This window comes from Bradyrhizobium manausense, assembly GCF_018130615.1.
GTDB classification, from domain to species: domain Bacteria; phylum Pseudomonadota; class Alphaproteobacteria; order Rhizobiales; family Xanthobacteraceae; genus Bradyrhizobium; species Bradyrhizobium manausense_A.
This window is the reverse complement of the sequence record NZ_JAFCKB010000006.1, coordinates 34978-59587: the sequence shown is the minus strand read 5'-3', so window position 1 is coordinate 59587 and position 24610 is coordinate 34978. Positions and strand designations below refer to the sequence as shown.

The window sequence follows — 24610 nt, the reverse complement described above, 5'->3', positions numbered from 1 at the left end:
GCATGGCCAAGGACGCGCCCGCAGAGCGGATGAAGCGGAAGGAGTATGAGAAGGAGCTCAGGAAGCTCCAGGTCGAGCTGTGTCATCTCCAGGAATGGGTCAAAACCCAGAAACTGAAAGTGATCATCATCTTCGAGGGCCGTGACGCCGCCGGCAAGGGGGGCACCATCAAGGCATTGACCGAGAAGGTCAGCCCGCGCGTGTTCCGCGTCTGCGCCCTGCCCGCGCCCTCCGACCGGCAAAAATCGCAGCTGTTCCTGCAGCGTTATATCGAGCAATACCCGGCCGGCGGCGAAATCGTGATCTTCGACCGCAGCTGGTACAACCGCGCCGGCGTCGAATACGTCATGGGCTTCTGCTCGCCGGCCGAGCACAAGCGCTTCCTGGAATTGTGTCCGCTGGTCGAGAAGTTCGCGGTGGACGCCGGCATCATCCTGATCAAGCTGTGGCTCGAGGTCGGGATGGAGGAGCAGGAGCTGCGCTTCAAGGCCCGCATCGAAGATCCCCTGCGGCAGTGGAAGCTGAGCCCGATGGACACCGAGTCGTTCGGGCGCTGGTACGATTACTCGCGCGCGCGCGACATGATGCTCGAGGCGACCGACACCAAGCATGCCCCGTGGCGGCTGATCCGCTCCGACGACAAACGGCGCGCGCGGCTCAACGTCATCTCGCACATCCTGAGCACGATCCCCTACAAGAAGGTCAAGCGGGACAAGGTCAAGCTGCCGCCGCGATCGCACAAGGGACGCTACAACGACCAGGCGAGCTTGCGCAGACTGAAGTTCGTCGAAGAGCGGTATTGAATCGCGCCATCCTGACATGCGAGCGGGCTGCGGTGACGCAGCCCGTTCTTCTTTTGGAGTTGTTGCCCGGCCTATTTCAGGCGGATCGTGACGCCGCCGACCGCGGCCGACACTTCCGCGCCGACCTTGGGCCCACTGAGCTGAAGGATCACGCCGTTGCCGTTCTGCAACTGTACGGCGCCGGCACCTGCGGCGACCGCGCCACCCGCTCCGCCCGCCGCGTAAGAGCCCTCGATCGACTGCGGACCCTTCAGATTGAGCGCGCGGCCGACAAGCTTCGTGGTCGAAGCCCCGACCGTGAAGCCGACGCTCATGCCGGAAACGGTGAAGGGATATTTGTGGCCCCGGTAGAGCAGCACGCCCTCGCCGCCACCGATGCCGACGATGAAGCCGCCCTTGGTGAAGACGACGGCGACCTGGCCCGTGTCGGCACGCGAGGGCGTGCTGAAACCGGTGACGATCGCAAGCGAGGCGACCAGGACAGCTCCGACAGTCACTTTTCTCATAACTTTCTTCCCCTTTTTTACTGCGCCAGCAACATCGCGAAGTAGCCGAAGATGGTGAGCAGGATGCCCGAGACGGCATATCCGACCGGGAATCCGATCCAGGGCACGGAGCTCTGGATCTCGACCGCGGCCTCGCGGCACGGGCCGGAATGCGATCGCGCGCCGGCCACGCCGCCCATCAGCACCGCCGGATTGATCTTGAAGACGTGGAAGCCGATGGCCCACACGATGAACGGCGGGATCGTGCAGGCGATGAAGCCCACGATGAAGATCTTCAGCGCGACCGCGCCGGTGAGCTGCGCCAGCAGGCCCGCGCCGGCATTGACGCCGACGATGGCGACGAAGACGACGAGGCCGAGATCCTCGAGCACGTTTCGCGCCGCATTCGGCGTGTTGCCGAAGAAGCGCAGCCGGGAGACGACCGAAGACACGATCACGCCCGAGAGCAGCAGGCCGCCGGCGTTGCCGAGGCCGACCTTGGCACCGAAGGCCGGGAATTCGACCATACCGATCAGGAAGCCGATGATCATGCCGACGGAAAGGGTCAGGAGGTCGGTCGACGTGTTCGCGCGCGCAATACGGCCCCACATCTCGCCGAGCTCGTTGACCGCGGATTTCAGCCCGACCACGGAGACGATGTCCATGCGCTCCAGCTTGGTCTTGAGACCTGCCGGAATCTGGACACCGCCGCGCTCGACCTTGGTGACCTGTAACTGACCGGCAATCGCGGTATCGCGGAAGGACTCGAAGGTCCGCCCTACCATCTCCTTGTTGATGACGAGGATGTCCGCCTGGTCCATGGGAATGCCGAGCGTCTTGGCGTCAGCGACCTCCGGACCAATCAAGCCCATCTTCTCGGTAAGATGCTCGGTCGAACCGCCAAGGGCGACGATATCTCCCTTTTGCAGCACGAAATCGGGATCGGCACCCTGCGGCTTGCCATTGCGCCCAACATTGACGATCCGGTATTCCGGATTGATCGCGCGGAATTTGGCGATGCTCACCCCGATCTGCGCGGGGTTCTCCAACCGGTAGGCCCGCAGGCCGAACTGACGAAAGCCGGTGAGACCACCGCCTTCGAGATCCTTGACGCCAAACTCCTGCTCATACTGCTTCGCGGCGGCCCTGGCATCAACGCCCCACCAGCGCGGCAGATATTTGCAGATCAGGATGATGCCGACGGTGCCCCAAATGTAGGTGATACCATAGGACAGCGCGATCATGCCGGAGGCCTCTTCGGGCTTCATCCCCGCGGGCAATTTGACGACACCTGATGTGACGGCCTGTTCGGCCGAGCCGATCGCTGCCGACATGGTCTGCGAGCCCGCCAGCATGCCGCCCGCCGCGCCGACCGGCAGATCGAACAGCTTTGCGCCGATCACCACCAGAGCTAGGCCAATGATGCTCGACACCACCGCCAGAAGGCAGAACTTGAGTCCGTCCCCCTTCAGGCTGTTGATGAAGGAAGGCCCGACACGAAGCCCGACGCCGTACATGAAGAGATAGTAGAACAGGCTTTTTGCAAAGTTATTCAGCTCGAGCTTCACGCCGTAGGTCGACGACCATACCGACAGGCCCGCGCCGACCACGATGGCGCCGGCGACCATGCCGAGGCCATAACCCTTGATGCTGGCCCGCCCGATATAGACGGCGAGACCGACGACGAAGAACAGCAGCAGATACGGATAGTGCTGCAAGAACTCGAAAAACGGTTTCATGTTCGTCCCCTCCAGGACTTATGACGCGGCCTTGAGCTTCGGCTGCGCTCCAGGCTTCGGCCGGCCAAGCTTCGCCAAGGCTTCCGTGCGCACGAGCTTCAAGCCTTCCTTGGCGTCGTAGCCATGGATCTCCTTCACATCGAGCTTGCGCATGAAATCGATGGTCTCCTGAGTGATGACCTGTCCCGGCACCATGATCGGGAAGCCGGGCGGATACGGGATCACGAAGTTGGCCGAGACGAGCTCCGGACCGGCCTTCAACCGCCGGTCGATCTCGGGATCGCTGAGGCGGATGTGCTCGCAGCCCGCGACGTCATAGGCTGCGTAAAAGCCGGTCCGGATGTCGCCTTCGTTGGTCTTGGCGCCGGCGTCGCCACGGAAGCTCGGATGGAAATGCGAAAAGTTCGGCAGGTCCGGCACGTCCTTCATCAGGCTCTTGACGCGCGCCTCGAAGGTCTTGCGCGCATTTTCGCCGCCTTGCGCCAGTCCGCGATCGACCTCGCCCGCGATCTCGGCAAGAACGCGAATGAGATGCGCGACGTCGCTGCGGGTGTTGTTGATGTTGGACTGGACCAGCACCGAGTTGCGCGAGGTCTTGTTGACTTGGATGTTGTACTCGTTGGCCAGAATGCCCTTGAACTGGGTGCCGTCATAGCCGGCCATGCCACACACCAGCGTCATGCGGGTCGGGTCGAGGCAGAACTCGTCCTCGTCCAGGCTCTTGAGCGCATTCGCCCAGTTCATGCCGGGAGCGAGAAAGTCGGTGAAGCCGCTTTGCCGGAATTGTGCCGGCACCATGGCGTCGGCGCCGAGGATGCGAAAATATTTCGAGATCAGCGGATTGTTGTTGACCGCCTGGCGGATCGCAAACGCGATCTCGATCGCATTGGCGACAAGACCATAGCCTTCCAGCTCCATTTGCCGCCGTGAGATATCGAGGCTGGCGATGAGCTGCTGGTTCGGACTGGTCGAGGCGTGGGTAAACACAGCTTCCTTGAACTGCTGCTCGACCGTGTGGAATTCGACGTCCTTGACCGAGAGCATTGAACCCTGACGGATCGCCGACATCGATTTGTGCGTCGAGTTGGTCTGATAGACGCGCAGGCGGATCTGCCTCGGGTCTGGAATAAGGCGGGTCCTGAGCAGAACCTCGTCTGACGGGGTCTTGCCGAGCTCGGCCTGCTGCTTCTCATAGGCAGCCACCGACTTTGGATCCTGCATCCACGCCTCGATCTCATTGGCAGCGCCAAGACCTGTGCGACGGCGCAGGAACGGCGAGAAGCGTGCGAAGCCGAACCAGGCTTCGTCCCACAGGAAGATCAGGTCGGGCTTGATGGCGAGGCATTCCTCCATCACCCGGCGGGTGTTGTAGATGTGGCCATCGAAGGTGCAGTTGGTCAGGTCGATCAATTTGACACGGTCGAGCCGGCCATCGGCCTTGGCGCCGAGCAATGCCTGCTTGATCGTCTTGAGCGGTACCGCGCCATACATCGAATATTCCGTCATCGGGAACGCTTCGACGTAAAGCGGCTGGGCGCCGGCCAGCACCATGCCGTAATGGTGCGACTTGTGGCAGTTGCGATCGACGATCGCGATATCGCCGGGCGCGAGCAGCGCCTGCACCGCCATCTTGTTGGAGGTCGAGGTACCATTGGTGACGAAGAAGACCCGATCGGCGCCGAGCGCACGGGCCGCCTTCTCCTGCGCCTTCTTGATGTTGCCGGTCGGCTCGAGCATGCTGTCGAGGCCGCCGGTGGTGGCGCTGCTCTCGGCCAAAAACAGGTTCGGGCCGTAGAACTCGCCCATGTCGCGGATCCAATCCGACTTGAAGATCGACTTGCCGCGGGCGATCGGCAGCGCGTGGAACGTTCCGATCGGCCGCTGCGCATATTTCTTGAGATTGTCGAAGAACGGCGTGTCGTAGCGATCCTGGATGCCTTCGAGGATCGACAGGTGCAGTTCCAGGAGCTCTTCAACGGAATAGAAGATGCGGCGGACGACGTTGGCTTCGGGATTGCCGGCCAATTCCTCGACGTCGCGGTTCGAGATCATGTAGAGATCGAGTTCGGGCCTGACGCGCTTGATGATCTGGGCAAGCCGGAGCGCGGACGCGTCGGTTTCGTCGTTGAGACCGGCCGACCCCATGATCGAGCGGAGCACCGGCGCATTGTGGCGCGAACGCAGGCCAAAGCCCTCGTTGATGATCACTGCTCCGAGGTTCGGATTGAGCATCGTCGCGCAGAACGCGTCCTCCAGATTGCCGACGATGACGGGCTCATAGATGAAGGCATCTTCCGGACGGCGCAGCTTGCGCCATTCGGCCGCGAGCGCGGGCCACTGGTTTGACGACACGCCGGTCACAATCAGGGTTTCGAAATAGGGCCGGCGTGCCTTATGCCCGCCGAAGGTGGGCGATACCAGTTCAGGTGCATCGCCGTTGCCATCGTCTTTCGCGCCCCAATCGCCAGCATGCTGGCGGAAGGATCGCGTGGCCAAAGCTTGGGCAATCCTTGTCGCGAGCGCGAATGAGGTCGCCCCGTCTCCGGCGGCTGCCGCTTCCCGAAGCGCTCCCATCAATTGCGGACCGGGGTAACCGTGAAATTCCTCGGTGATCGAAAGATCGGCCAGCGCCGCATCATAGACCGCGCGATTGCCCGCGCGCGCCCACGCCTTTGCAGCTTCCACCAGATCGCGCCAGTCGTCCGCCCGGGCACCGGGACCGGAAAAGAACTGGTCGATGCGCCTTTGCGCGGCCTTGGGCTCTTTGGACATGTGTCTCTCCCGATCCACTGGAGCGAAGGTGATGCGGGATCGTGAGTGCGGCACCGGTCGCTCCATTGATCCAAGTCAACGGTCGCGTCCATTCTGATGGGCGACGGCATGTCGTTCGCAATGCAATACCGAGCGTCAGGCCGTTCGCTGCCCGGCGCTCGCCTGATCATCACCAAGCAGGCCGTCGAGCGAGCGCAGCCACTGACCACTGTCGGTCTTGTCCGCCAGCCCTTCGGCACGCAAGACGTCGCGAAGCTGTGCATGCGCCCCGACGATGCAGAAGGTCACCTTACGTGACGCAAGTTCGTCATGGAGATCGTGCAGCATGCGCGCGCCTGCCAGATCGATATAGGGCGAAGCCGAGAGGTCGCAGGCCACCAGATGGATGCCCGGCGAACTGCGGAGCGCGACCAGAACCGTCTCCAGGATCGTCTCGGCATTGATGTAGAGCAGCGAGGCTTCCGGGCGGAAGGCGATGATCCCGACCAGAGGCTCGACGCCTTCATGCCTTGCGCTGTCGGAATAGCGGCCGCTGCCGGGCAGACGGCCGAGAAACGCGACGTTTGGCCGCGATGCCCGCGCCAACAGCAGGAAGATCGATGCGATCGAGGCCAACAGCACGCCCTGGAGGATGCCGAGCAGCAGCACGGCGACAAGCGCAATTGCCGCCGCGTAGAAATCGATCCGGCTGACCCGCCACATCCGTACCAACGCGCGGACATCCACCAGCTTGTAGACGGCGGCAAAGACGATGGCCGCGAGCACTGCCTTGGGCAGGTTGGTGAGCAGCCCCGTGAAGAACAGAAGGCACAGCCCGAGCGTCACCGAGCAGATCACCAGCGCCAGCGGTGTCCGCGCCCCGGCGCTGTCGTTGACCGCCGATTGCGACAGACCACCGGCGACGGGATAACCGTGGCCAAAGGCCGCGGCGAGGTTCGCCGCGCCCAATCCGAGGAACTCTTGGCGAACATCGAGCGGATAGCCGTGCTTGGCAGCAAAGCTGCGGGCCGCCGATACGCCCTCGATATAGGCCAGGAGGACGCAGCCTGCCGTGAGCGGAAAGAGATCGTCGAATTCGAGCAGGCCGAAGGTGGGGACGGCTAGCGCCGGCAGCCCTTGCGGTATCTGCCCGGTGACGGGCACACCGAGGGCCGAGAAGCCCAGCAATGTTGCCAAAATGATCGCGAGCGCAACGACGGTGATGCCGACGGGTTTGCCTGGCAAAAGCCGCTCGCCGAGCAGGAGCAACAAGAGTGCGACTGCGCCGATGGCGAGCACGAGCGGATCGGTGGCGCCAAGCTGCCCGGCCAGCTTGATCGCTCGATCGAAGAAGTTGTGGCCGCCACCGGCAACGCCAAACAGGCTCGGCAATTGGCTCATGATGATGGTGAGCCCTGCCCCGGCCTTGAAGCCGACCAGGATGCTGTCGCTGACGAGCCGGACAAGGACGCTGAGCTTGAAGAGCCAGGCCAAGAAGCACAGGACTGCCACGGCAAAGGCTGTGAGGCTCGCGATCTGTGCGTAGCGCACCGCGTCTCCTCCGGCCAGCGCGCCGACCGTGCCTGCAATCATCAGGGAGATTGCCGAGGTCGGCCCGATCGCGAGCTGGCGCGATGACCCCAGCAAGGCGTAGCCGATACCGCCGAGCATGTAACCATAGACGCCGATCTGCGGCGGCAAACCTGCCAGCGCAGCATAGGCGAGCGAGACCGGGATGGCGTAAGCGGCAAGCGTGATGCCGGCGATCGCGTCGGAGGACAGCCATTCGCGTCGATAGGTGGCGAGCCACTCAGCCGGTGGGAAGAATCGAGTCCGGCCAGGATCGGAAGGCGAATTCATTCGACCATCTCACGTGGCATCGTTTCACAGCGCAACAGTACGATCAGCAGCGCAATCACGGGGAGACCGAGTGCAAGGTCGGGAATTGACTTGGTGGCGTACGCACCAGCAGCCGCACCGAAGCCGAACACCGCACACAACGCGAAGAAGATACCGGATTTGCGCAGCGTCCCGAGCGGCGCACCGCCATGCACGACCGCAAAAATGTTCTCGATGGCCTGTCGCATGTTGCCGGTAATCATCACCGTACTGCAAACGGTACCCTCGACCTTGACGAAGATGGCGGCTTGCATCGCCGCGATCAGAGAAATGCCGAGTGTTCCGGCCAGATCCGGCAGCCGGTTATGAAGGATCGCGATCACGATCAAGAGCAGAATCTCGATCAAGGTGCTGATCGCGCCAGCCCGGCCGCCCACCGCGCGGCGCAGCCAGCCCGCAATCACGATGCCGACCGCGAAGGCCAGGATCGGCGGCACGAAATGTAGTGCCTTCGCCCAGTTTCCGGCCGTCGCATAGACCCAGAGCAGGATCAAGTTGGCGGTCTGGGCATTCGCCATCACGCCGTGAATGATCCAGGTATAGGCGTCGACGAAGCCGCCGGCGAACGCCAGCAACAGGACGATCTCGACCGTTTCGTCACGGCGGATCGCACCGGCAGCGACGTCCATGGTGCTCATATCGGCGGGGCCGGCTGTCGCAAACTCATCATCGCGCGAATTGACGTCGTGTTGCCCCCGCCGAGGCTTGATCTGGATCAAGCAATGTCCCCGCACCGCCAATCAAATCGCCGGAAAACGCCGGGAGATTTGCGACCATGGACACCGTCAGGTGGATCATCACCGCCGCACCGGAAATTTTCCTGCTGCTCGCCATTGCGATCGGCACCATTTTGGGCCGGATCAAAATACGCGGCTTCTCGATCGGCACCACCGCCTGCATCCTGATCGTCGCCGTCCTGATCGGGCAACTCGGCAGCTTCGCGTTTCCGGCGCTATTGCGGGTCGTCCTTTTCAGCCTGTTCGTGTTTACGATCGGCTACCGCTCGGGGCCTGAATTTTTTGCCTCGCTCAGCATCCGCACGCTGGCGCAGGTTGCCATGGCGCTCGTGCTTGGTGGCACCGGCCTCATCATTGTTCTGATGTTCGCCCGCATCTTCACACTCGATCCCGGCACGGCTTCCGGCATTGCTGCAGGCGCGCTGACGCAATCCTCGATAATCGGCACAGCGTCCGGTGCGCTGGCCCAGCTCGGATTGCCCGGCGACTTGCTGAAACAGCAAGAGGCCAATATCGCGGCCGGATATGCCGTGACCTACGTGCTCGGTTACATCCTCACCCTGCTTTACGTCCCCTTCATCGCGCCAAGGCTGATGCGAATCGACCTGAAGGCCGAGGCGAAGAAGCTCGAGGCTGAACTCGCCGGCGGCGATCCGCCCAGAAGCGAAAACCTCTCCTATCGCAAATTCCAGGCCCGCGCCTACCGGGTGACCGCAGGCGCCGGCCGCACCGTCAAGTCCATCGAAGAGGAGATCGGAAGCCGCACAGTCGTCGAACGTATCGTCCGCGGGGGCGCGGACATCGAACCGCGTCAGGACGCCGTGCTGGAAGCGGGCGACGATATCGTCATTGCCGGCCGCACCGCGGTCATCGTCGCTGCGAGGCCCATCATCGGCACCGAGATCGATGCCGACGAGATCCTGAAGGCTGTGCCAGGCAATGTGGTCGAGGTGCTGGTCGACAACCGCCATCTTCACGGTCGATCGATCGCGGAAGTCGCCGCACGGGTGGGAGACGATGCGCGCGGTGTATTCTTGCGCAGCTTGATGCGTACCGGCCGCGAGGTCCCGCTGAGCACCGAGACGCGGGTCTATGTCGGGGATGTCATGACCTTGGTGGGCAGCACCCGCAACATCGAGCGGGCCGCCAAGAACGTCGGCCAGATCCTGCGTTCCGGCGACCGCACCGATATTGCGTTCCTCACCGCCGGCATTGCGGCCGGCCTGCTTGCAGGTCTCGTCAGCTTCAAGGTCGGGGGGATCGCATTGACGCTCGGCGGAGGCGGCGGCGCGCTGATCGCCGGGCTCGTCTGCGGCTGGCTGCGCGCGCGGCGCCCGACCGTGGGCGCATTGCCGCCCCAGGCGCAACAAACCCTGAGCGATCTCGGGCTTGGCGGCTTCATCGCCGCGATCGGGCTCGGCAATGGTGCGGCGGCCTGGGCGGCGATCCAGGCTCACGGGCTGTTGCTGGTCGGCATGGGGCTCGTCATCACGATCGTGCCGCTCGTCGTCGCGACGCTGTTTGCGCGTTATGTGCTCCACATGAATCCGGTGGTGACCTGCGGCGCGCTGGCCGGCGCCATGACGGTCGATGCCGCGGTCACAGGTGCGTGCGATGTCGCCGAAAGCCAGACGCCGGTGCTCGGCGTCGCCGTTCCCTATGCAGTCGGCAATGTCATCCTCACCGTGCTCGGGCCGATCATCGTCGCTCTCACCTATACCGGCTGAGGACCTACGATGTTCGCGCCCGTGACGGCAATCCTCCGACACCTCGCAGCAATCGTGCTGCTGACCGTGATGATTGCGGCGCCCGCCCGCGCCGAGGATGACGTTCGCATCCAGGAAGAAGTCTGGACCCTCCCCCTGCCGCTGCCGATGTTCGCCTATCTGGCGCGCCCGGCCGGCGACGGCCCCTTCCCGCTGGTGATCATGAACCACGGCGTTTCGCTCAAACCGACCGACCGCAGCTTGTTTCCGCTGGTCGAATTCCGCGACGCCGCCAAATGGTTCGCCAAGCGGGGCTATCTCGTGGTGGCGCCGGTCGGCAGCGGTTATGGCGCAGCCGCCATCGACATTCCCGAGCGTGCCTTGTTTGGCCCGTTCTTCTCCAAGGTCGGCAAATGCACTAATCCCAACTTCCATGATGCGGGCCTTGCGATCGCGCAGGTCGACCTCTGGATCATCGACTATTTATCGGCCGAGAAGCGGATCATCCCCAAGGACGTGGTCGTGGTCGGGCAGTCTGCCGGCGGCTGGGCCTCGATCGCCTTGTCGAGCGTGAACCCGCCCCAGGTGAAGGCCATCATTGTCTTCGCCGGAGGCCGCGGCGGGCGGGTCGACGGCAAGCCGAACAACAATTGCGCACCCGACAAGCTGGTCGAGGCCACCGCGGATTTCGGCCGTACATCGCGCGTGCCGATGCTGTGGATCTACATCGGGAACGACACGTTTTTCGGTCCCGAACTGTCGAAGCGCATGCACGCCGCCTTCGCCGCCGGCGGCGGCCGGGCCGAATATCATCTGATGCCGCCGTTCGGCAATGAGGGGCATTTCTTCCTCGGTTCGCCGGACGCGGTTCCGCTCTGGTCGCCGCTGGTTGCCAAGTTCCTCGATGCGCAGAAGTGAGCTCGACTCTCGGAGATGCGATCATGTCTCGCCCTCTTCATTCTCTCCCCGGTCTCCTGACCGTCGCGACGATAGCGACCGCGACGAGCCCGGCCACGGCCGCGCCGAAAGCGGCGCAAGCCGCGACGGCCGCGGAGGTCGCAACGCGCGGTCAGCGCGAAGCCAAGGACATCACCTATGGCGACTGGCAAAAACTCTGCTTCAAAGCCGGCGGTGCGCCAACGCTGTGCCGGACCTCCGTCACAGGTAAGTTCCCGACCGGACAGACGGCCGTGCGCGTCGATCTGATCGAGCGCGAGGACGCACCCACCGCCCGGCTGCAGCTGTTCGTTCCTGCCGGCATGTACCTGCAACAGCCGCCCAAGCTGAGCATCGACGGAAGGCCCCCGATCCGCGTGCCCTACACCTGGTGCCTGTCGAATCTATGCATCGCAGCCAACGTAGCGCCGCCGCAGGTCGTCAAGGAAATGGAGGCCGGCAAGGCGCTGACGCTCGAACTCGTCGACGCGAACCTCCTTGCCGTGACGACTGCGATTCCACTGACGCAGTTCGCCGCCGCCCACAAGGGCGCGCCGGCGAAGACGCTGGAGCAATATGTCGAGGAGTGACGTGCTTGCGCTACCCTAAGCGGCCGCGGCGCGCGTCACCGACTCGATCAGGGCGTCTGCGGAAAACGGCTTGGTCAGATAAGCAACGCAGCCCGATGCGGTTGCCGCAGCGCGGCTTGCGGCGCTGTCGTTGCCGGTGATGTAGATCACGGGCGCAGTGACGCCCTTCTCCGACAGCCTTTGGCGCAGATCGATGCCCGACTTTCGGCCGATATTGATGTCGAGGACGATGCAGATCGCCTTTTCGAATCCGCCGTGATCCAGCAAGGCGCTCGCGGACTCAAACAGCGTCGCGACAAAGCCATGCTCGCGCAGCACCCTGAACATGCTCATCCGGATGGATGGATCATCATCGACGATGAAAACGGAACGGGGTATCGGCACAGCGGCGATCTCCTGGGCCGAATCGGGCAAAATGATCCGCCACCCCTGCACGGCAGCACTGCGAGAGCGGATTTCCTATTGTCCCTTCGGGAAGGCACGCCGGTGGAACCGTGCGATTTGGCAACAGATCAGCTAGTAGCCGTTCGTATCGAGCATCCCAAGCCGCTCCGCGATCGAAACGAGTTCCGCAAGCGAATGAACCTGCATCTTCTCCATCACCTGATGGCGATGCGCCTTCACGGTGCGCTCGGTGGTTCCGAGCTCATACGCGATCTGCTTGTTGATCCGGCCACGCACGATGAGATCGAACACCTGTCGCTCGCGCTGCGTCAGCGTGGCCAGATGACCGCGAAACGCATCGAGCCTGCTGCGCTGGACGCGTGACGCCCGCTGACTGGCCAATGCGCGCTCGATTGCCTCGATCAGTTGCTCGGAGGAGATCGGTTTGGTCAGGAAGTCTTCCGCACCCGCCTTGATCGCCCGCACGGTGGTCGGCGTATCTGCATGCCCGGTCAGGAAGATGATCGGCAAAGTCGAGCCGGACTCGATCAATCGCGCCTGCAAATCCGGACCGCTCAGTCCGGGTATCCGCACGTCGAGCAGGATGCATCCCGCCTGCTCGTCATTCGGCGCGGACTCCAGCAACGCTTGTGACGACGCATAAGTGGCGACGTCGTAGCCCGCAAGCTTCAGCCGGCGTTCGATCGCCGTACGAAAGGACTCGTCGTCATCGACTATGTGAACGAGGCCCGGCACCTTCCACCTCTAGCGCAATTCCAATGAGGACCGTCGAGGTCCTCCCAGCCCGAAAATTCATCCTCAACAGTTTGCTGATCGAAATATCTGCTTCGCAATGAGCCAAATTCCCGCAGCCTCAGCGCTTTCTCATCCTGCGCACGAGCCGCCTGCGCTGTCCCTTGGTACAATGAACCTTGGGACAATGGATTGAACCACTGCCGGAGTCGTAAATCAACTTCGGCCGGAGTGGGATAGCGCGGCGCATTTCCGACTAAAGAATAATTTCGTCTGACGGACCAATTCGGCGGTGAGCTGAGGAGTTGGCCTATGTTTGTTCGCATCACCACGGATTCCATCCCACGCCCCAATTCCCTTCGCGACCTCGGCATGAGAAGTGAATCAAATGCGATGGTCAGTTTAAGCGAATTTTCCTACCGGAAGGGAACCGAGATCTACGGCGAGAAAGAGCCGGCCGACTATGTCTACCAGGTCAAGTCCGGCGCGGTGCGGAGTTACAAGCTGCTATCGGACGGCCGGCGGCAGATCGGCGCATTCCACCTCGTCGGCGACATCTTCGGGCTCGAAAATGGCGGCGAGCACCGGTTCACGACTGAAGCGATCGTCGACACGACCGTACGCCTCGTGAGGCGGCAAAGTCTTGAAACGGTGGCCCAGAGCGATGCCATGGTGGCCCAAAATCTCCTGAGCATGACCACGAACAATCTCCAGCATGCCGAAGATCACATGCTGTTGCTCGGACGCAAGACCTCGCTCGAGCGGGTCGCGGCCTTCCTGCTCGAAATGGACAAGCGGCTGACGGCGGCGGGCGTCATGGCGCTGCCGATGTCGCGACGCGATATCGCCGACTACCTCGGCCTGACACTGGAAACCGTCTCGCGCGCTCTGTCACGCCTGCATGAACTCGGCGTTCTCGGCTTCGTGGGCAACACCCAGCGCCAGATCGTGCTGCTCGACCGGCAGCAGCTCGCCGGGCTGGATCTACAGCCGTGAACTGCAGCTCGAGCCGTCCGCAAGAGGCTCCGATACTGTCATACCATGCATTTTGCTCCCGTTCATCGGCTCAAGGCCGCGTAAATCCCGGTGCCTTGGCGGCTTCGAAATGGTCGAGCGTCTTGCGGAGAACCTCGAACAGCACGGCCGCCGACCATCCAAACAGCAGCACCCCGTTCATGGCCGTCAGGGGACCAATGAGCCGCCATTCGCGCACAGGCGTGATATCGCCGTAACCCAGAGTCGTATAATTGACGAAAGCAAAATAGAGCAGTCCCTGCTCGGCGGCGGCCACGCCGATGATGGCGTAAGTCGCGGCCCACACGAACACTTCGAGCATGTGCGCGATCATGAGCACCACGGCGGTTGCCATCATCACGCCCATCAAATGCGATCTCGGCCGCGCCGGATGACGCAGACCCGCGCGGCGGGCAATGTCGATGGCGACGACGGTCATCAGCGCGTGCAGCCCGATACTGACCAGGCTCACCAGCATGGCGACGAGAAACTGGAGCATCATCCGTTCCACCCCGTTCGGCTGGCGGTCAATGGTGGATCACGGTGGTTTTTGCCTCGGCAACCCAGACCTCGTCAGGCGGCACCGGTGCAACGCGATCAATACGGACCCACGCCGCCGCAAGCTCCCAGGCGACCGAAAGGATGATCGGACCGATGAAGAGGCCGATGATTCCATGCGCGAGCGTTCCACCGATCACGCCAACCAGAATGACCAGGGTGGGCGTGCCCAGCCCCCGCCCCATGACCAGCGGCTTCAGAACGTTGTCGAGCAGCCCAACGACGACGAGATAAGCCGTCAGCAGCAAGGCGGTGGTCACGTCCTTGTCCATCCAGATCCAGATCACCACCGGAAGAAGGACGATGGCCGCACCGATCTGGACGATCGACAGCAACAGCACGATGACGGCGAGCAGCCCCGCGCTCGAGATAGCGGCAAGCTTGAAGCCGATCCCCGCGAGTAGCGCCTGTATGATCGCGACGCCGATGACGCCCTGCGAGACTGCGCGGATGGTCGCTCCCGCCAGTTCCAGGAAGTGCTCGCTCTGGTCCGGCACGATGCGCGTCAGAAACGCGCGGAGCGCGGCGACAAGCTGTGCCCCGTATGGATGCAGGAATCCGGCGACGAGCACCGACAGCAGGAACTGGAGCATTCCAACACCGGTATCACCGGCGAACGACAGCATCATCCCGGCGATCGGCTTCAGATACGGCAGCACATCACGCAACACCGCGCGAATGTTGGTATAGGCTTGATTCCATAAATCGTAGAGCTGCGGGCCGATCAACGGCCAATTCCTGATCTGCTCCGGCGCCGCCTGGAGCACGAGATCTCCGCTGCCGATCTGGCCGGCAATATCTTTGAGGCCCTCAACCGCGCTCAGACCGAGCCACGCGGCAGGACCGATGACGACGCCCAGCGTGACGACGGTGAGAACGGCCGAGGCGACATAGGGGCGGTCGCCGAGCCGTTCGGTGAGCCACGCAAAGACCGGACGAAACGCCACCGCCAACACCGCGCTCCAAGTCAGGATCGGCACGAACGGACGAATGAGGAGGAACGTCCAGAAGATCAACAGTCCCAGCAATCCAATTCGAATCAAGAGCTGGACAATGTCGTCCGCGGACAGAAGCTGGCGAAGCGTTTTCAAGCCTTGTTGCCTCCTGCTCGACGGCCGGCATGCTACCCGCTAGCTAGGCGTGCGGCCCGCTTCTGAGGCTTGATCCAGATCAAAGCGAACGTTCGAGCGCTGAGCCGCGGCTCATCCTGTGTGAAGATGAGAAGCAGCCAGGAAGGCCGAAGTCTCACCAATTGCTCCAATTGTTGGATAAGGAGTCGAATGGAGTGGGCCAAAGCCGACTCCCTGGAAGCCGGCTGCTGCAAATTGATCCATCAGTGCTGCAAGATGGTCGATATGCCCCGGGTCCGTGCTCGAACCGACGCTTGGGCCAAGCGGCGAAGGCGCCGGCGGATCGGTCATTGTCATGGTCTGTGGCGCCGATGTCGCGGCTTCGCCTGGGGTCGTGTTGCTCGCCGTCACCGTGAACGTTGCGACCGGGTGGTCGGTGCCCGTATAGCTCGACGACAGCGTCAGCCCGGTGAGCGGTTGGCCTATCGCGGAGGTGCCCTCAGCAATGGTCCAAGTGTAGGTTCCATCGGATTGAAGGGCGCTCGTGACGGCGTTTCCGGCCGGAGCCGTGATCGACTCATAACTTGGCAAGCCGCTGATGCTCAGCGACAGTTGATCGTCGGAGTCGACGGGCGTCGCGGTGATGCCCAGCGGCACGGATCCTCCGGCCTGCACCGTCAGCGAACTGCTGCTGATGGCCAATGCCGGACTCTCGGGCACCGCGTCCTGGTCCACCGTCGTCAGCGCGGCCGCCCCGGCGGGCGTCCCAAACACTTGAATGGGAGCCGCTGTCGCGGCGTTGTTGGGCGCGGTCAGGCCCAACGAAGCAGTGATCGTGCTCAGAAGATTGTAGTGATTGTAGGCGGTGCTGTAATTTCCGGACACCACATTGGCGCCATACAGGAGAGTAGGAACCTTGTTGGAATTAACCTCGGAGCTCGAATCGTCATTTTCGTCCCAGGTCACGATCAGCAGCGAATTGTTGTTGACCGCCCACTGAGCATAGGCGCTCAGGTTTTGCTGAAGCCATGTATCGCCTTGCGCGATCGTCCCGTTGTGCATGTCGTTACTGACGCTGGGAATGACGAACGAGACGGTCGGCAGGCTCGAATAATTGCCATTGGCAAAAAGCGATGGGAAGCTGGTGAAGTCCGTTTGAACCGTGCGCCCCTCCGGGAATGAAACCCAGGGGTCATGATTGAAGTCACTGCCAATCCCGCCCTCGTCCACATAGCCCGTGAACGAATAACCCGCGCCTTTCAGCACCGTGTACAGCGTCGGATCGGGAAGACTGTAGGAGTTGTCATCGGTGGTGCCGAACGTCGAGCCGGCATACATGACAAAATAGTTCGGTTGGCTTGGATGAGCCTCCGCCGTCATGTTGGTCAGCGATGCGCCGCCGGCCATGAGGCTGTTGATGTAAGGTGCCTGGCTGCTGCCGGCGATCTCGTCATAGTTGTGGTTTTCCTCGACGACGACGACGATGTGGCTGTAGCTGGGTACGCCGGTGTTGGTCGTGGTCGGATTGACCTGCAGGGTGCCGGCGGGATTGTAGTTGGCCGCACCGGCCAGGTTGGCCGCATTGCCGGCTCCATCACTGACGATGGCGCCGTTGAGGTTGAGCGACGAGATGGCCAGATCGGACGTCGTCTGGCCTGCTGCCACCGTGTAGCGGAAGGTGAGCGCGGTGCTGCCCGAACCGCTGATGTAGCTCGCCGTGCCGCCGTCGTTGAGCGCGAGCGTCGGCGTGCCGCCGGTGGTATTGACGGTCACGGCTTCGCTGAGATTGACGGTCAAGGTGACGACCTGGCCAGTGGTCACACTGCCGCTGCCGTTGGTGATGCCGGTGCCGGTCGCGACGATCGAGGCGATTGTCGGCACCGTCGTGTCGATCTGCAGAATTCCGGCCGGGTTGGAGTTGGTAGCGCCCGCCAGGTTGGCGGCGTTGCCGTTGCCGTCGATGATGGTCGCGCCGTTGAGGGCGAGCGACGAGACGATGAGATCGGCGGTGTTCTGGCCTGCCGCCACCGTGTAGCTGAAGGTGAGCGCTGTGCTGCCCGAGCCGCCGGTGTAGCTCGCCGTGCCGCCATCGTTGAGGGTGAGCCTCGGGGTGCCTCCCGCGGTATTGACCGTCACGGCTGCACTGAAGTTGACCGTCAGAGTGACCGCCTTGCCTGCATTGAGATCGCCGGCGCCGTTGGTGATACCAGTGCCGGAGGTCGCGATCGAGGCAATCGTCGCGGGCGGCCTGTTGATCTGCAGGATGCCGGCGGGATTGTAGTTGGTGGCGCTCGCCAGATTGGCGGCGTTGCCGGCGCCATCGTTGACGATCGCGCCGTTGAGGTTGAGCGACGAGATAGTCAGATCGGCCGTGGTCTGGCCCGCCGCCACCGTGTAGCTGAAGGTGAGCGCTGTGGTGCCGGAGCCGCTGATGTAGCTCGCCGAGCCCCCATCGTTGAGGGCGAGCGTCGGCGTGCCGCCGGCGGTGTTGACCGTCACGGCCTCGCTCAGATTGACGGTCAAGGTGACGACCCCGCCGGTATTCACGTTGCCGGTGCCGCTGGTGATGCCGGTCCCGGTGGCGACGATCGAGGCGATCGTCGGCGCCGTCGTATCGATCTTGAGCGTGCCGGACGGATTGGCGTTGGTGGCGCCTGACAGAGTGGCGGCGTTGCCGGCGCCGTCGGCAATGGTCGCGCCGTTGAGGGCGAGCGACGAGACGATGAGATCGGCGGTGTTCTGGCCTGCCGCCACCGTGTAGCTGAAGGTGAGTGCTGTGCCGCCCGAGCCGCTGACGTAGCTCGCCGTGCCGCCATCATTGAGGATCAGCGTCGGCGTGCCGCCGGTGGTGTTGACAGTCACCGCCTCGCTGAAATTGACCGTCAGCGTGACGACCTTGCCGGCATTGAGATTGCCGCTACCGCTGGTGATGCCGGTGCCGGTCGCAACGATCGAGGCAATCGTCGGCGCCGCGGTGTCGATCTGCAGGGTGCCGGCGGGATTGTAGTTGGTCGCACCCGTCAGATTGGCAGCAATGCCGTTGCTACCGGTGATGGTCGCGCCGTTGAGATTGAACGCCGAGATGATGAGATCGGCGGTGTTCTGGCCTGCGGCGACCGTATAACTGAAGGTGAGAGCGGCGCTCCCCGAACCGCCGGTGTAGCTCGCCGTGCCGCCATCATTGAGCGCAAGCGACGGCGTGCCGCCGCTGGTGTTGACCGTTACGGCGGCGCTGAAGTTGACGGTCAGCGTGACCACCTTGCCGGCATTGAGATTGCCGACGCCGTTGGTGATCCCGGTTCCGGAACTGGCGATCGACGCAACCGTCGTCGCCGTCGGGTTGACTTGGAGGACGCCGGCGGGATTGTAGTTGGTGGCGCCTGAGAGGTTGGCGGCGTTGCCGGCGCCGTCGTTGATTACCGCGCCGTTGAGGTTGAGGGCCGAGATGGCCAGATCGGACGTGGTCTGGCCCGCCGCGACCGTGTAGCTGAAGGTGAGCGCGGAACTGCCGGTGCCGCCGGCATAGGTCGCCGTACCGCCATCATTGAGGGTGAGCGTCGGCGTGCCGCCGATGGTATTGACAGTCACCGCCTCACTGAGATTGACGGTCAAGGTGACGACCTGGCCGGTGCTCACATTGCCGGTGCCGTTGGTGATGCCGGTCCCGGTCGGGACGATCGAGGCGATTGTCGGCGCCGTGGTGTCGATCTGCAGGATGCCCGCCGGATTGGAATTGGTCGCACCCGTCAGGTCGGCCGCAAGGCCGTTGCCGCCGGTGATGGTCGCGCCGTTGAGGTTGAACGCCGAGATGATGAGATCTGCGGTGTTCTGCCCTGCCACGACCGTGTAGCTGAAGGTGAGCGCCGTGCTCCCCGAACCGCCGGTGTAGCTTGCCGTGCCGCCATCATTGAGCGCGAGCGACGGCGCGCCGCCGCTGGTGTTGACCGTCACGGCCGTACTGAAGGTCACGGTCAGCGTGACCACCTTGCCGGCGTTGAGATCGCCGGCACCAGCGGTGATGCCGGTGCCCGAGGCCGCGATCGAGGCGACCGTCGCCGCCGTCGGGTTGACCTGCAGGGTGCCGGCGGGATTGTAGTTGGTTGCGCCTGAGAGGTTGGCGGCGTTGCCGCCGCCGTCGTTGATCACAGCGCCGTTGAGGTTGAGCGCCGAGATGGCAAGATCGGACGTGGTCTGGCCTGCCGCCACCGTGTAGCTGAAGGTGAGCGCGGAGCTGCCGGTGCCGCCGGCATAGGTCGCCGTACCGCCATCATTGAGGGTGAGCGTCGGCGTGCCGCCGCTGGTGTTGACCGTCACCGCCTCACTGAGATTGACGGTCAAGGTGACGACCTGGCCGGTGCTCACATTGCCGGTGCCGTTGGTGATGCCGGTCCCGGTCGGGACGATCGAGGCGATTGTCGGCGCCGTGGTGTCGATCTGCAGGATGCCCGCCGGATTGGAATTGGTCGCACCCGTCAGGTCGGCAGAAATGCCGCCGCCACCGGCGATGATCGCGCCGTTGAGGTTGAACGCCGAGATGATGAGATCAGCAGTGTTCTGCCCCGCCCCTACCGTGTAGCTGAAGGTGAGCGCAGTACCGCCCGAACCGCCGGTGTAGCTCGCTGTGCCGCCATCATTGAGGGTGAGCGACGGCGTGCCGCCGCTGGTGTTGACCGTCACGGCCGAACTGAAGTTCACCGTCAGCGTGACCACCTTTCCGGCATTGAGATCGCCGGCGCCGCTGGTGATGCCGCTACCCGATGTCACGATCGAAGAAACCGTCGGTGCCGTTGCCGCGGAACCCTGGACGGCGATCTGAGCGACCACCGTCTGCCACCAGCCGTTGGCCACGTATTCGTTCGATATCCAGAACCCGTTTGGGTTGTTCGGATCGGCGATTGCCGTCGAATAGGTCCCCCAACGCTGGTCGTTCAGGCTTCCGGAATCGAGATACGTGGTGCTCGCCTTGTAGAGCGTCGGCGCGCTGAAGGCGGAAGTCCCGGCGCCGAGCACCATGTAATAGTCGGCAGGATACATGTTCGGCCCTGAGGCCGAGAAATTGATGAGCACGTCACCGTTGTTGTCGACCGCGATTGAAGGGTTGAACACGGCGACACCCGTGCCGAGGAACGCGCCGGAAATGACGTTCCCGATGACATATTGCGGATTCGCGGGATCGGTGACGTCGAGCTTGAACCACTCGATTTGTGCGGGCGCCCCTGCGCTCGGCATGACTTCGCTCACGCCGTAGACATAGTTGTGTCCTCCGGAGGAAGTGTAAGCAAGGCTTTGGATGCGCCCGTCGTTAATGTCGAGCTTCTTGGTCGTGCCCAACTGCGCGACGGTGAAATTGCTTCCGCCCCCTCCCACATCTGCGTCGCCGAGGAAGATCGTTTGGGTCCCGCTGAAGCCATTCGTCGGATCGTAGGTTTGATATGCGAGCGCAGTTTCCCTCGCGGTCGAACGGGCGCTCAAATAGTAGGTCACCCCGTTGTCGCCGGCGACGTTGCGCATGATACTGGCGGTCCCAGGCACGATAGTGCTGGCGTCAGGCGTGATCGCGTGGTTTCCAGCAGCGATGACGCTGCTTTCGTTGACGACGAATTCGCCGTTGCTGTAGCCGCCTCCCGCGTCCAAGAATTCGGGCGCGGAGATGTAGATTTTGCCGTTGCTGACCGACAGATAGGGCATGTCCGACTGGGTCGTGTTGCCGTTGGACGTGTCGATCGAAGCCAGGTACCAGCCGTGACTCGGATTGCTATCCACCGACACGGCGATATCGATATTGGTGCCGAAATTCCCGCCTCCGGGTTGAAAATTATCCACGGTGACCACGTAGCGGCCGGTCGTACTGTCATAGGCGGCGCGCGCGTCGAGGAGAGCGTTGTCAAGCGTGCCGCCAAGCGGCGCGAACAGGCTATACAGTGACCCGTTGGATACGATTGGATTGCCGCTCAGGTCGGTTATCGCGTAGTGAGTGGTCTCCGCGGTGAAAATGTAATTCGGTCCTACCGCCAACGCATTTTGGGGCGGATTGTTGGTCGGGTCGGACAATCCGGAAAATGACCGAGTGACCGAGGTTGACGCCCTCGCCGGCGTCGCCGAATAGAAATCGAGCGCCGGTACGCCGGCGCTGGCGCCGATCGCTGTAGCGCCGTAAAGGCTTTCGATCGTGGCAAGCAGGGAATAGGGATCCGCCGGTGAATCGTTGACGGCTCCGGCCGGGACACCCGCGCCGACGACAATTGCCGCAACGTGATTGGGATAGGTCACCGCTGGATTAGTGTTGTTTTCGTCGAAAGTGACGATCAGCACCGAATTGTTGGCCTGCGCCCAGGCCGCGTAGGCAGAGAGATTGGCCTGGACCCAGGCATCGCCCGCCGGAATCCCGCCGCCGTTGTCGCTGGTCGGCGTCATGTTGTCGGCGTCGTTGGGCGAAACATAGGAGACCGTCGGAAGGTTGGCGAAGCCGGCCGCGGTCTGAGGAAAAGTGCTGAAATCGTGAGCGGTGTTGACCGAATTGGCGAAGTGGATCCAAGGCTGGCGTTCGGGATCGGCCGTGGTTTCGGCGTAACCGCCGAAGGTGTAACCGCTGGCGGCGAGCGTGCTTGCCAACGTCGGTACGCTGGCCGGAATCTGTGGAAACGTGCCGTTGTTGGTAATGCCCTGAGTCGAGCCGGAAAACAGGGCAATGTAGTTGGGCTGGCTCGGATGGGTCACACCGTTATAGTTGGTGAGCAACATCCCCTGGGCGATCAGCGAGTTCAGGTAAGGCGCCTGGGAACTACCTACGATGTCGGAGTAGTTCTCGTTTTCCAGGGAAAGGACGACGATGTGGCTGGGTTTGGTGGCGGTGCTCGAGTTGACCTGAAGGGTGCCCGCGGGATTGTAGTTGGTGGCGCCCGACAAGTTCGCGGCGTTGCCGGCTCCGTCGTTGATGGTTGCACCGTTGAGGTTGATGGCCGAGATGGCGAGATCGGCAGTCGTCTGCCCCGCCGCAACCGTGTAGCTGAAGGTGAGCGCGGTGCCGCCCGAGCCGCCGGTGTAGCTCGCCGTACCGCCATCGTTGAGCGTGAGCGTCGGCGTGCCGCCGCTGGTACTGACCGTCACCGCCTCGCTGAGATTGACGGTCAAGGTGACGGCCTGCCCGGTGCTCACGCTGCCGGTGCCGTTGGTGATGCCGGTGCCGGAAGCCACGATCGAGGCAATCGTCGGCGCCGTGGTGTCGATCTGCAGGATACCGGCCGGATTGTAATTGGCGGCCCCCGCGAGGTTGGCGGCAGTGCCGCTGCCATCGACGATGGTCGCGCCGTTGGGGTTGAACGATGAGATGGCGAGATCGGCAGTCGTCTGCCCCGCCGCAACCGTGTAGCTGAAGGTGAGCGCGGTGCTCCCCGAACCGCCGGTGTAGGTCGCCGTGCCGCCGTCGTTGAGGGTGATCGTCGGCGTTCCGCCGCTGGTGTTGACCGTCACGGCTGCACTGAAGTTGACCGTCAGTGTGACCGCCTTGCCGGCATTGAGATCGCCGGCCCCGCTGGTGATGCCGGAGCCCGATGTCACGATCGAAGAAACCGTCGGTGGGATTGCGGCTGAACCCTGGATGGCGATGCGGGCGACCGACGTCTGCCACCAGCCGTTGGCGACATATTCGTTCGAGATCCAGAACGAGTTCGGATTATTCGGGTCGACCGTCGCCGATGAATTGAGGCCCCAGCGCTGCACGCTGGATCCGTCGCCCGAGTTGAAGAAACTGGTGCTCGCCTGATACAGGACGGGCGCACTGAACGAACCCGTGGGGTCGCCGCCCCCCTGGAAGACGTAGTAGTCCGCCGGGTACATGTTCGGTCCACTGGCGGTAAAATTGATGATGATATCGCCCGCTGCGTCCACCGCGATCGAAGGATTGAACGTCGCGACACTGGTGCCGATTGCGGCGCCGGAGATGTCGCCTTGCGCCACGAGGGAAGGAGCATTGGGATTGCTGACGTCGATCTTGAACCAATGGACCAGAGGCACGCTGGATCCGCTCGGCTTCATCTCGGCCACGGCGTAGAGGAAGCCGTTGGCATAGACCATGCTGGCAATCCGCTTATCGCCGCCGTCGAGCAGAAGGCTCGTCCCCAACTGCTGGGCGGTGTAGGCGCCACCCTGGTCGATATTGCCGAGATTGACCGTGCTGGTGGTGCTGAACGTATTCGTGGCCTTGTCGTAGGTCTGCAAGGCAACGACGATCTGACCTCCGCTGGAGAAATCGCTGGCATAGTAAGTCTTGCCGTTGCTGCCGGATGCGACGGCGAAGATGCCCTGGCTCGACGACATGACCTCGCTCGTGGTCAAGCTCAACGTGCCGCCGCCATAGATGCCGCCGCCAGCGCCGGCTGTATCGCCGATGATCCAATTTTCCGTACCGGCATAACCGGACGCACTGAGATTGTACTGTGGCGCGCTGATGTAGACGTTCGAACCATCGACCGCCAGCATCGGCCGATCGGAGCCGGTTGTCTGGCCGCCGAGTGTGACGGTTGTATTGAGCTGCGAGAAGGTCCAGCCGTCGTTGGGATTGGCATCCTTGGAGACCGCAATATCGATGCTGGTCGCGGTCCCGCCCGGCGCTAGGTACTGCATAATCGCGACAAAGCGCTGATTGACGCTGTCGTATATGACACGCGGATCATAGAGGCCGCCGGTGGGCGATAACGGCGAGAAGAAGCTATAGACAGACTGGAGCGTTGGGGATCCGCCGGTCAGGTCCGTCCATTCGATCCTCGACCCCTCGACCATCACGACATAGTTCGGCCCAATGGCGAGACCGTTGTACGGGGGAGACGTGCTGGTGGTGGATGGCCCGGAGAACAGCGTTTGGATGCTCGAGGAATAGCTCACGGTAATGCTCCCTCTGGCCGAATCTGAACTTCATCAATCTCGTTGCCGGAGAAACCTCGGCAACGCCGCACCAAGATTCACTGAAGCCCGCCGCATTCACCCGAGCTCTGAAATCCAACATTATCTCCGGCACCGCTCACGCGGACCCGAACATCAATGCTCCTGTCAGCCGCCGGCGGTAACATTCGCCTGCGGTCCCCTTGGTATTGCACGACATGCGGCCAGGAATTTGAAGCACCACGACAGACCATTCTGCCGTCCCAGAAGGGGTACTCCCTCACGGGAGCGGCGTATCCGCCCCCCGC

15 protein-coding genes are annotated in these 24610 nt (G+C 62.9%); 5 read left to right on the top strand and 10 right to left on the bottom strand.

Translation table 11 applies throughout. From position 1 onward, the window contains the following. Positions 1-2 precede the first annotated feature (2 nt). Positions 3-803 (top strand): polyphosphate kinase 2, encoded by an 801-nt coding sequence (gene ppk2, locus JQ587_RS13510; protein WP_212302405.1) that lies wholly within the window; start codon positions 3-5, stop codon positions 801-803. A gap of 71 nt (positions 804-874) precedes the next feature. Here ppk2 and JQ587_RS13505 read toward each other — a convergent pair whose 3' ends face one another. From JQ587_RS13505 to JQ587_RS13485, 5 genes are all read right to left on the bottom strand, one after another. After that, the gene (locus JQ587_RS13505) at positions 875-1309 is read right to left on the bottom strand and encodes a hypothetical protein (RefSeq protein ID WP_212425601.1); all 435 of its coding nucleotides are present in this window, start codon (positions 1307-1309) and stop codon (positions 875-877) included. 17 nt (positions 1310-1326) lie between these two features. Continuing rightward, the gene (locus JQ587_RS13500) at positions 1327-3027 is read right to left on the bottom strand and encodes an aspartate:alanine exchanger family transporter (RefSeq protein ID WP_212425600.1); all 1701 of its coding nucleotides are present in this window, start codon (positions 3025-3027) and stop codon (positions 1327-1329) included. Positions 3028-3045: 18 nt separating this feature from the next. Further along, positions 3046-5799: a decarboxylase gene (locus JQ587_RS13495; protein ID WP_212425599.1), complete on the bottom strand. Its 2754-nt coding sequence runs from the start codon at positions 5797-5799 to the stop codon at positions 3046-3048. 135 nt (positions 5800-5934) lie between these two features. Next, the gene (locus tag JQ587_RS13490) at positions 5935-7638 is read right to left on the bottom strand and encodes a SulP family inorganic anion transporter (RefSeq protein WP_212425598.1); all 1704 of its coding nucleotides are present in this window, start codon (positions 7636-7638) and stop codon (positions 5935-5937) included. Next, a complete protein-coding gene (locus tag JQ587_RS13485; RefSeq protein ID WP_212425796.1) occupies positions 7635-8315 on the bottom strand; it encodes a YoaK family protein in 681 nt (226 codons plus the stop codon). The genes JQ587_RS13490 and JQ587_RS13485 overlap by 4 nt, the downstream gene beginning before the upstream one ends. A gap of 137 nt (positions 8316-8452) precedes the next feature. On the opposite strand from JQ587_RS13485, the gene JQ587_RS13480 reads away from it, so the two are divergent. The 3 genes from JQ587_RS13480 to JQ587_RS13470 are packed head-to-tail and all read left to right on the top strand — an operon-like array spanning position 8453 to position 11646. Next, positions 8453-10141, top strand: a complete 1689-nt coding sequence (locus tag JQ587_RS13480) for an aspartate:alanine exchanger family transporter (RefSeq protein WP_212425597.1) — start codon at positions 8453-8455, stop codon at positions 10139-10141. A gap of 9 nt (positions 10142-10150) precedes the next feature. Next, a complete protein-coding gene (locus tag JQ587_RS13475) occupies positions 10151-11038 on the top strand; it encodes an alpha/beta hydrolase family protein (RefSeq protein ID WP_212302399.1) in 888 nt (295 codons plus the stop codon). Between the two features lie 23 nt (positions 11039-11061). Beyond that, the gene (locus JQ587_RS13470; RefSeq protein WP_212425596.1) at positions 11062-11646 is read left to right on the top strand and encodes an invasion associated locus B family protein; all 585 of its coding nucleotides are present in this window, start codon (positions 11062-11064) and stop codon (positions 11644-11646) included. A gap of 15 nt (positions 11647-11661) precedes the next feature. Here JQ587_RS13470 and JQ587_RS13465 read toward each other — a convergent pair whose 3' ends face one another. Together JQ587_RS13465 and JQ587_RS13460 are read right to left on the bottom strand one after the other, a co-directional pair. Next, on the bottom strand, positions 11662-12030 hold the full coding sequence (locus tag JQ587_RS13465) for a response regulator transcription factor (RefSeq protein WP_212425595.1): 369 nt from the start codon (positions 12028-12030) through the stop codon (positions 11662-11664). Between the two features lie 132 nt (positions 12031-12162). Next, the gene (locus JQ587_RS13460) at positions 12163-12786 is read right to left on the bottom strand and encodes a response regulator transcription factor (RefSeq protein WP_212425594.1); all 624 of its coding nucleotides are present in this window, start codon (positions 12784-12786) and stop codon (positions 12163-12165) included. A gap of 309 nt (positions 12787-13095) precedes the next feature. On the opposite strand from JQ587_RS13460, the gene JQ587_RS13455 reads away from it, so the two are divergent. Beyond that, the gene (locus JQ587_RS13455) at positions 13096-13779 is read left to right on the top strand and encodes a helix-turn-helix domain-containing protein (RefSeq protein ID WP_212302395.1); all 684 of its coding nucleotides are present in this window, start codon (positions 13096-13098) and stop codon (positions 13777-13779) included. Between the two features lie 70 nt (positions 13780-13849). Here the strand turns inward: JQ587_RS13455 and JQ587_RS13450 are convergent, their stop codons facing one another. From JQ587_RS13450 to JQ587_RS13440, 3 genes are all read right to left on the bottom strand, one after another. After that, positions 13850-14299 (bottom strand): potassium channel family protein, encoded by a 450-nt coding sequence (locus tag JQ587_RS13450; protein WP_212425593.1) that lies wholly within the window; start codon positions 14297-14299, stop codon positions 13850-13852. 25 nt (positions 14300-14324) lie between these two features. Next, positions 14325-15446: an AI-2E family transporter gene (locus tag JQ587_RS13445; protein WP_212302621.1), complete on the bottom strand. Its 1122-nt coding sequence runs from the start codon at positions 15444-15446 to the stop codon at positions 14325-14327. Between the two features lie 111 nt (positions 15447-15557). Continuing rightward, positions 15558-24305 carry an alkaline phosphatase family protein gene (locus JQ587_RS13440; RefSeq protein WP_212425592.1) on the bottom strand — a complete coding sequence of 2916 codons (8748 nt, stop codon included), beginning with the start codon at positions 24303-24305 and terminating at the stop codon, positions 15558-15560. Positions 24306-24610: the final 305 nt, after the last annotated feature.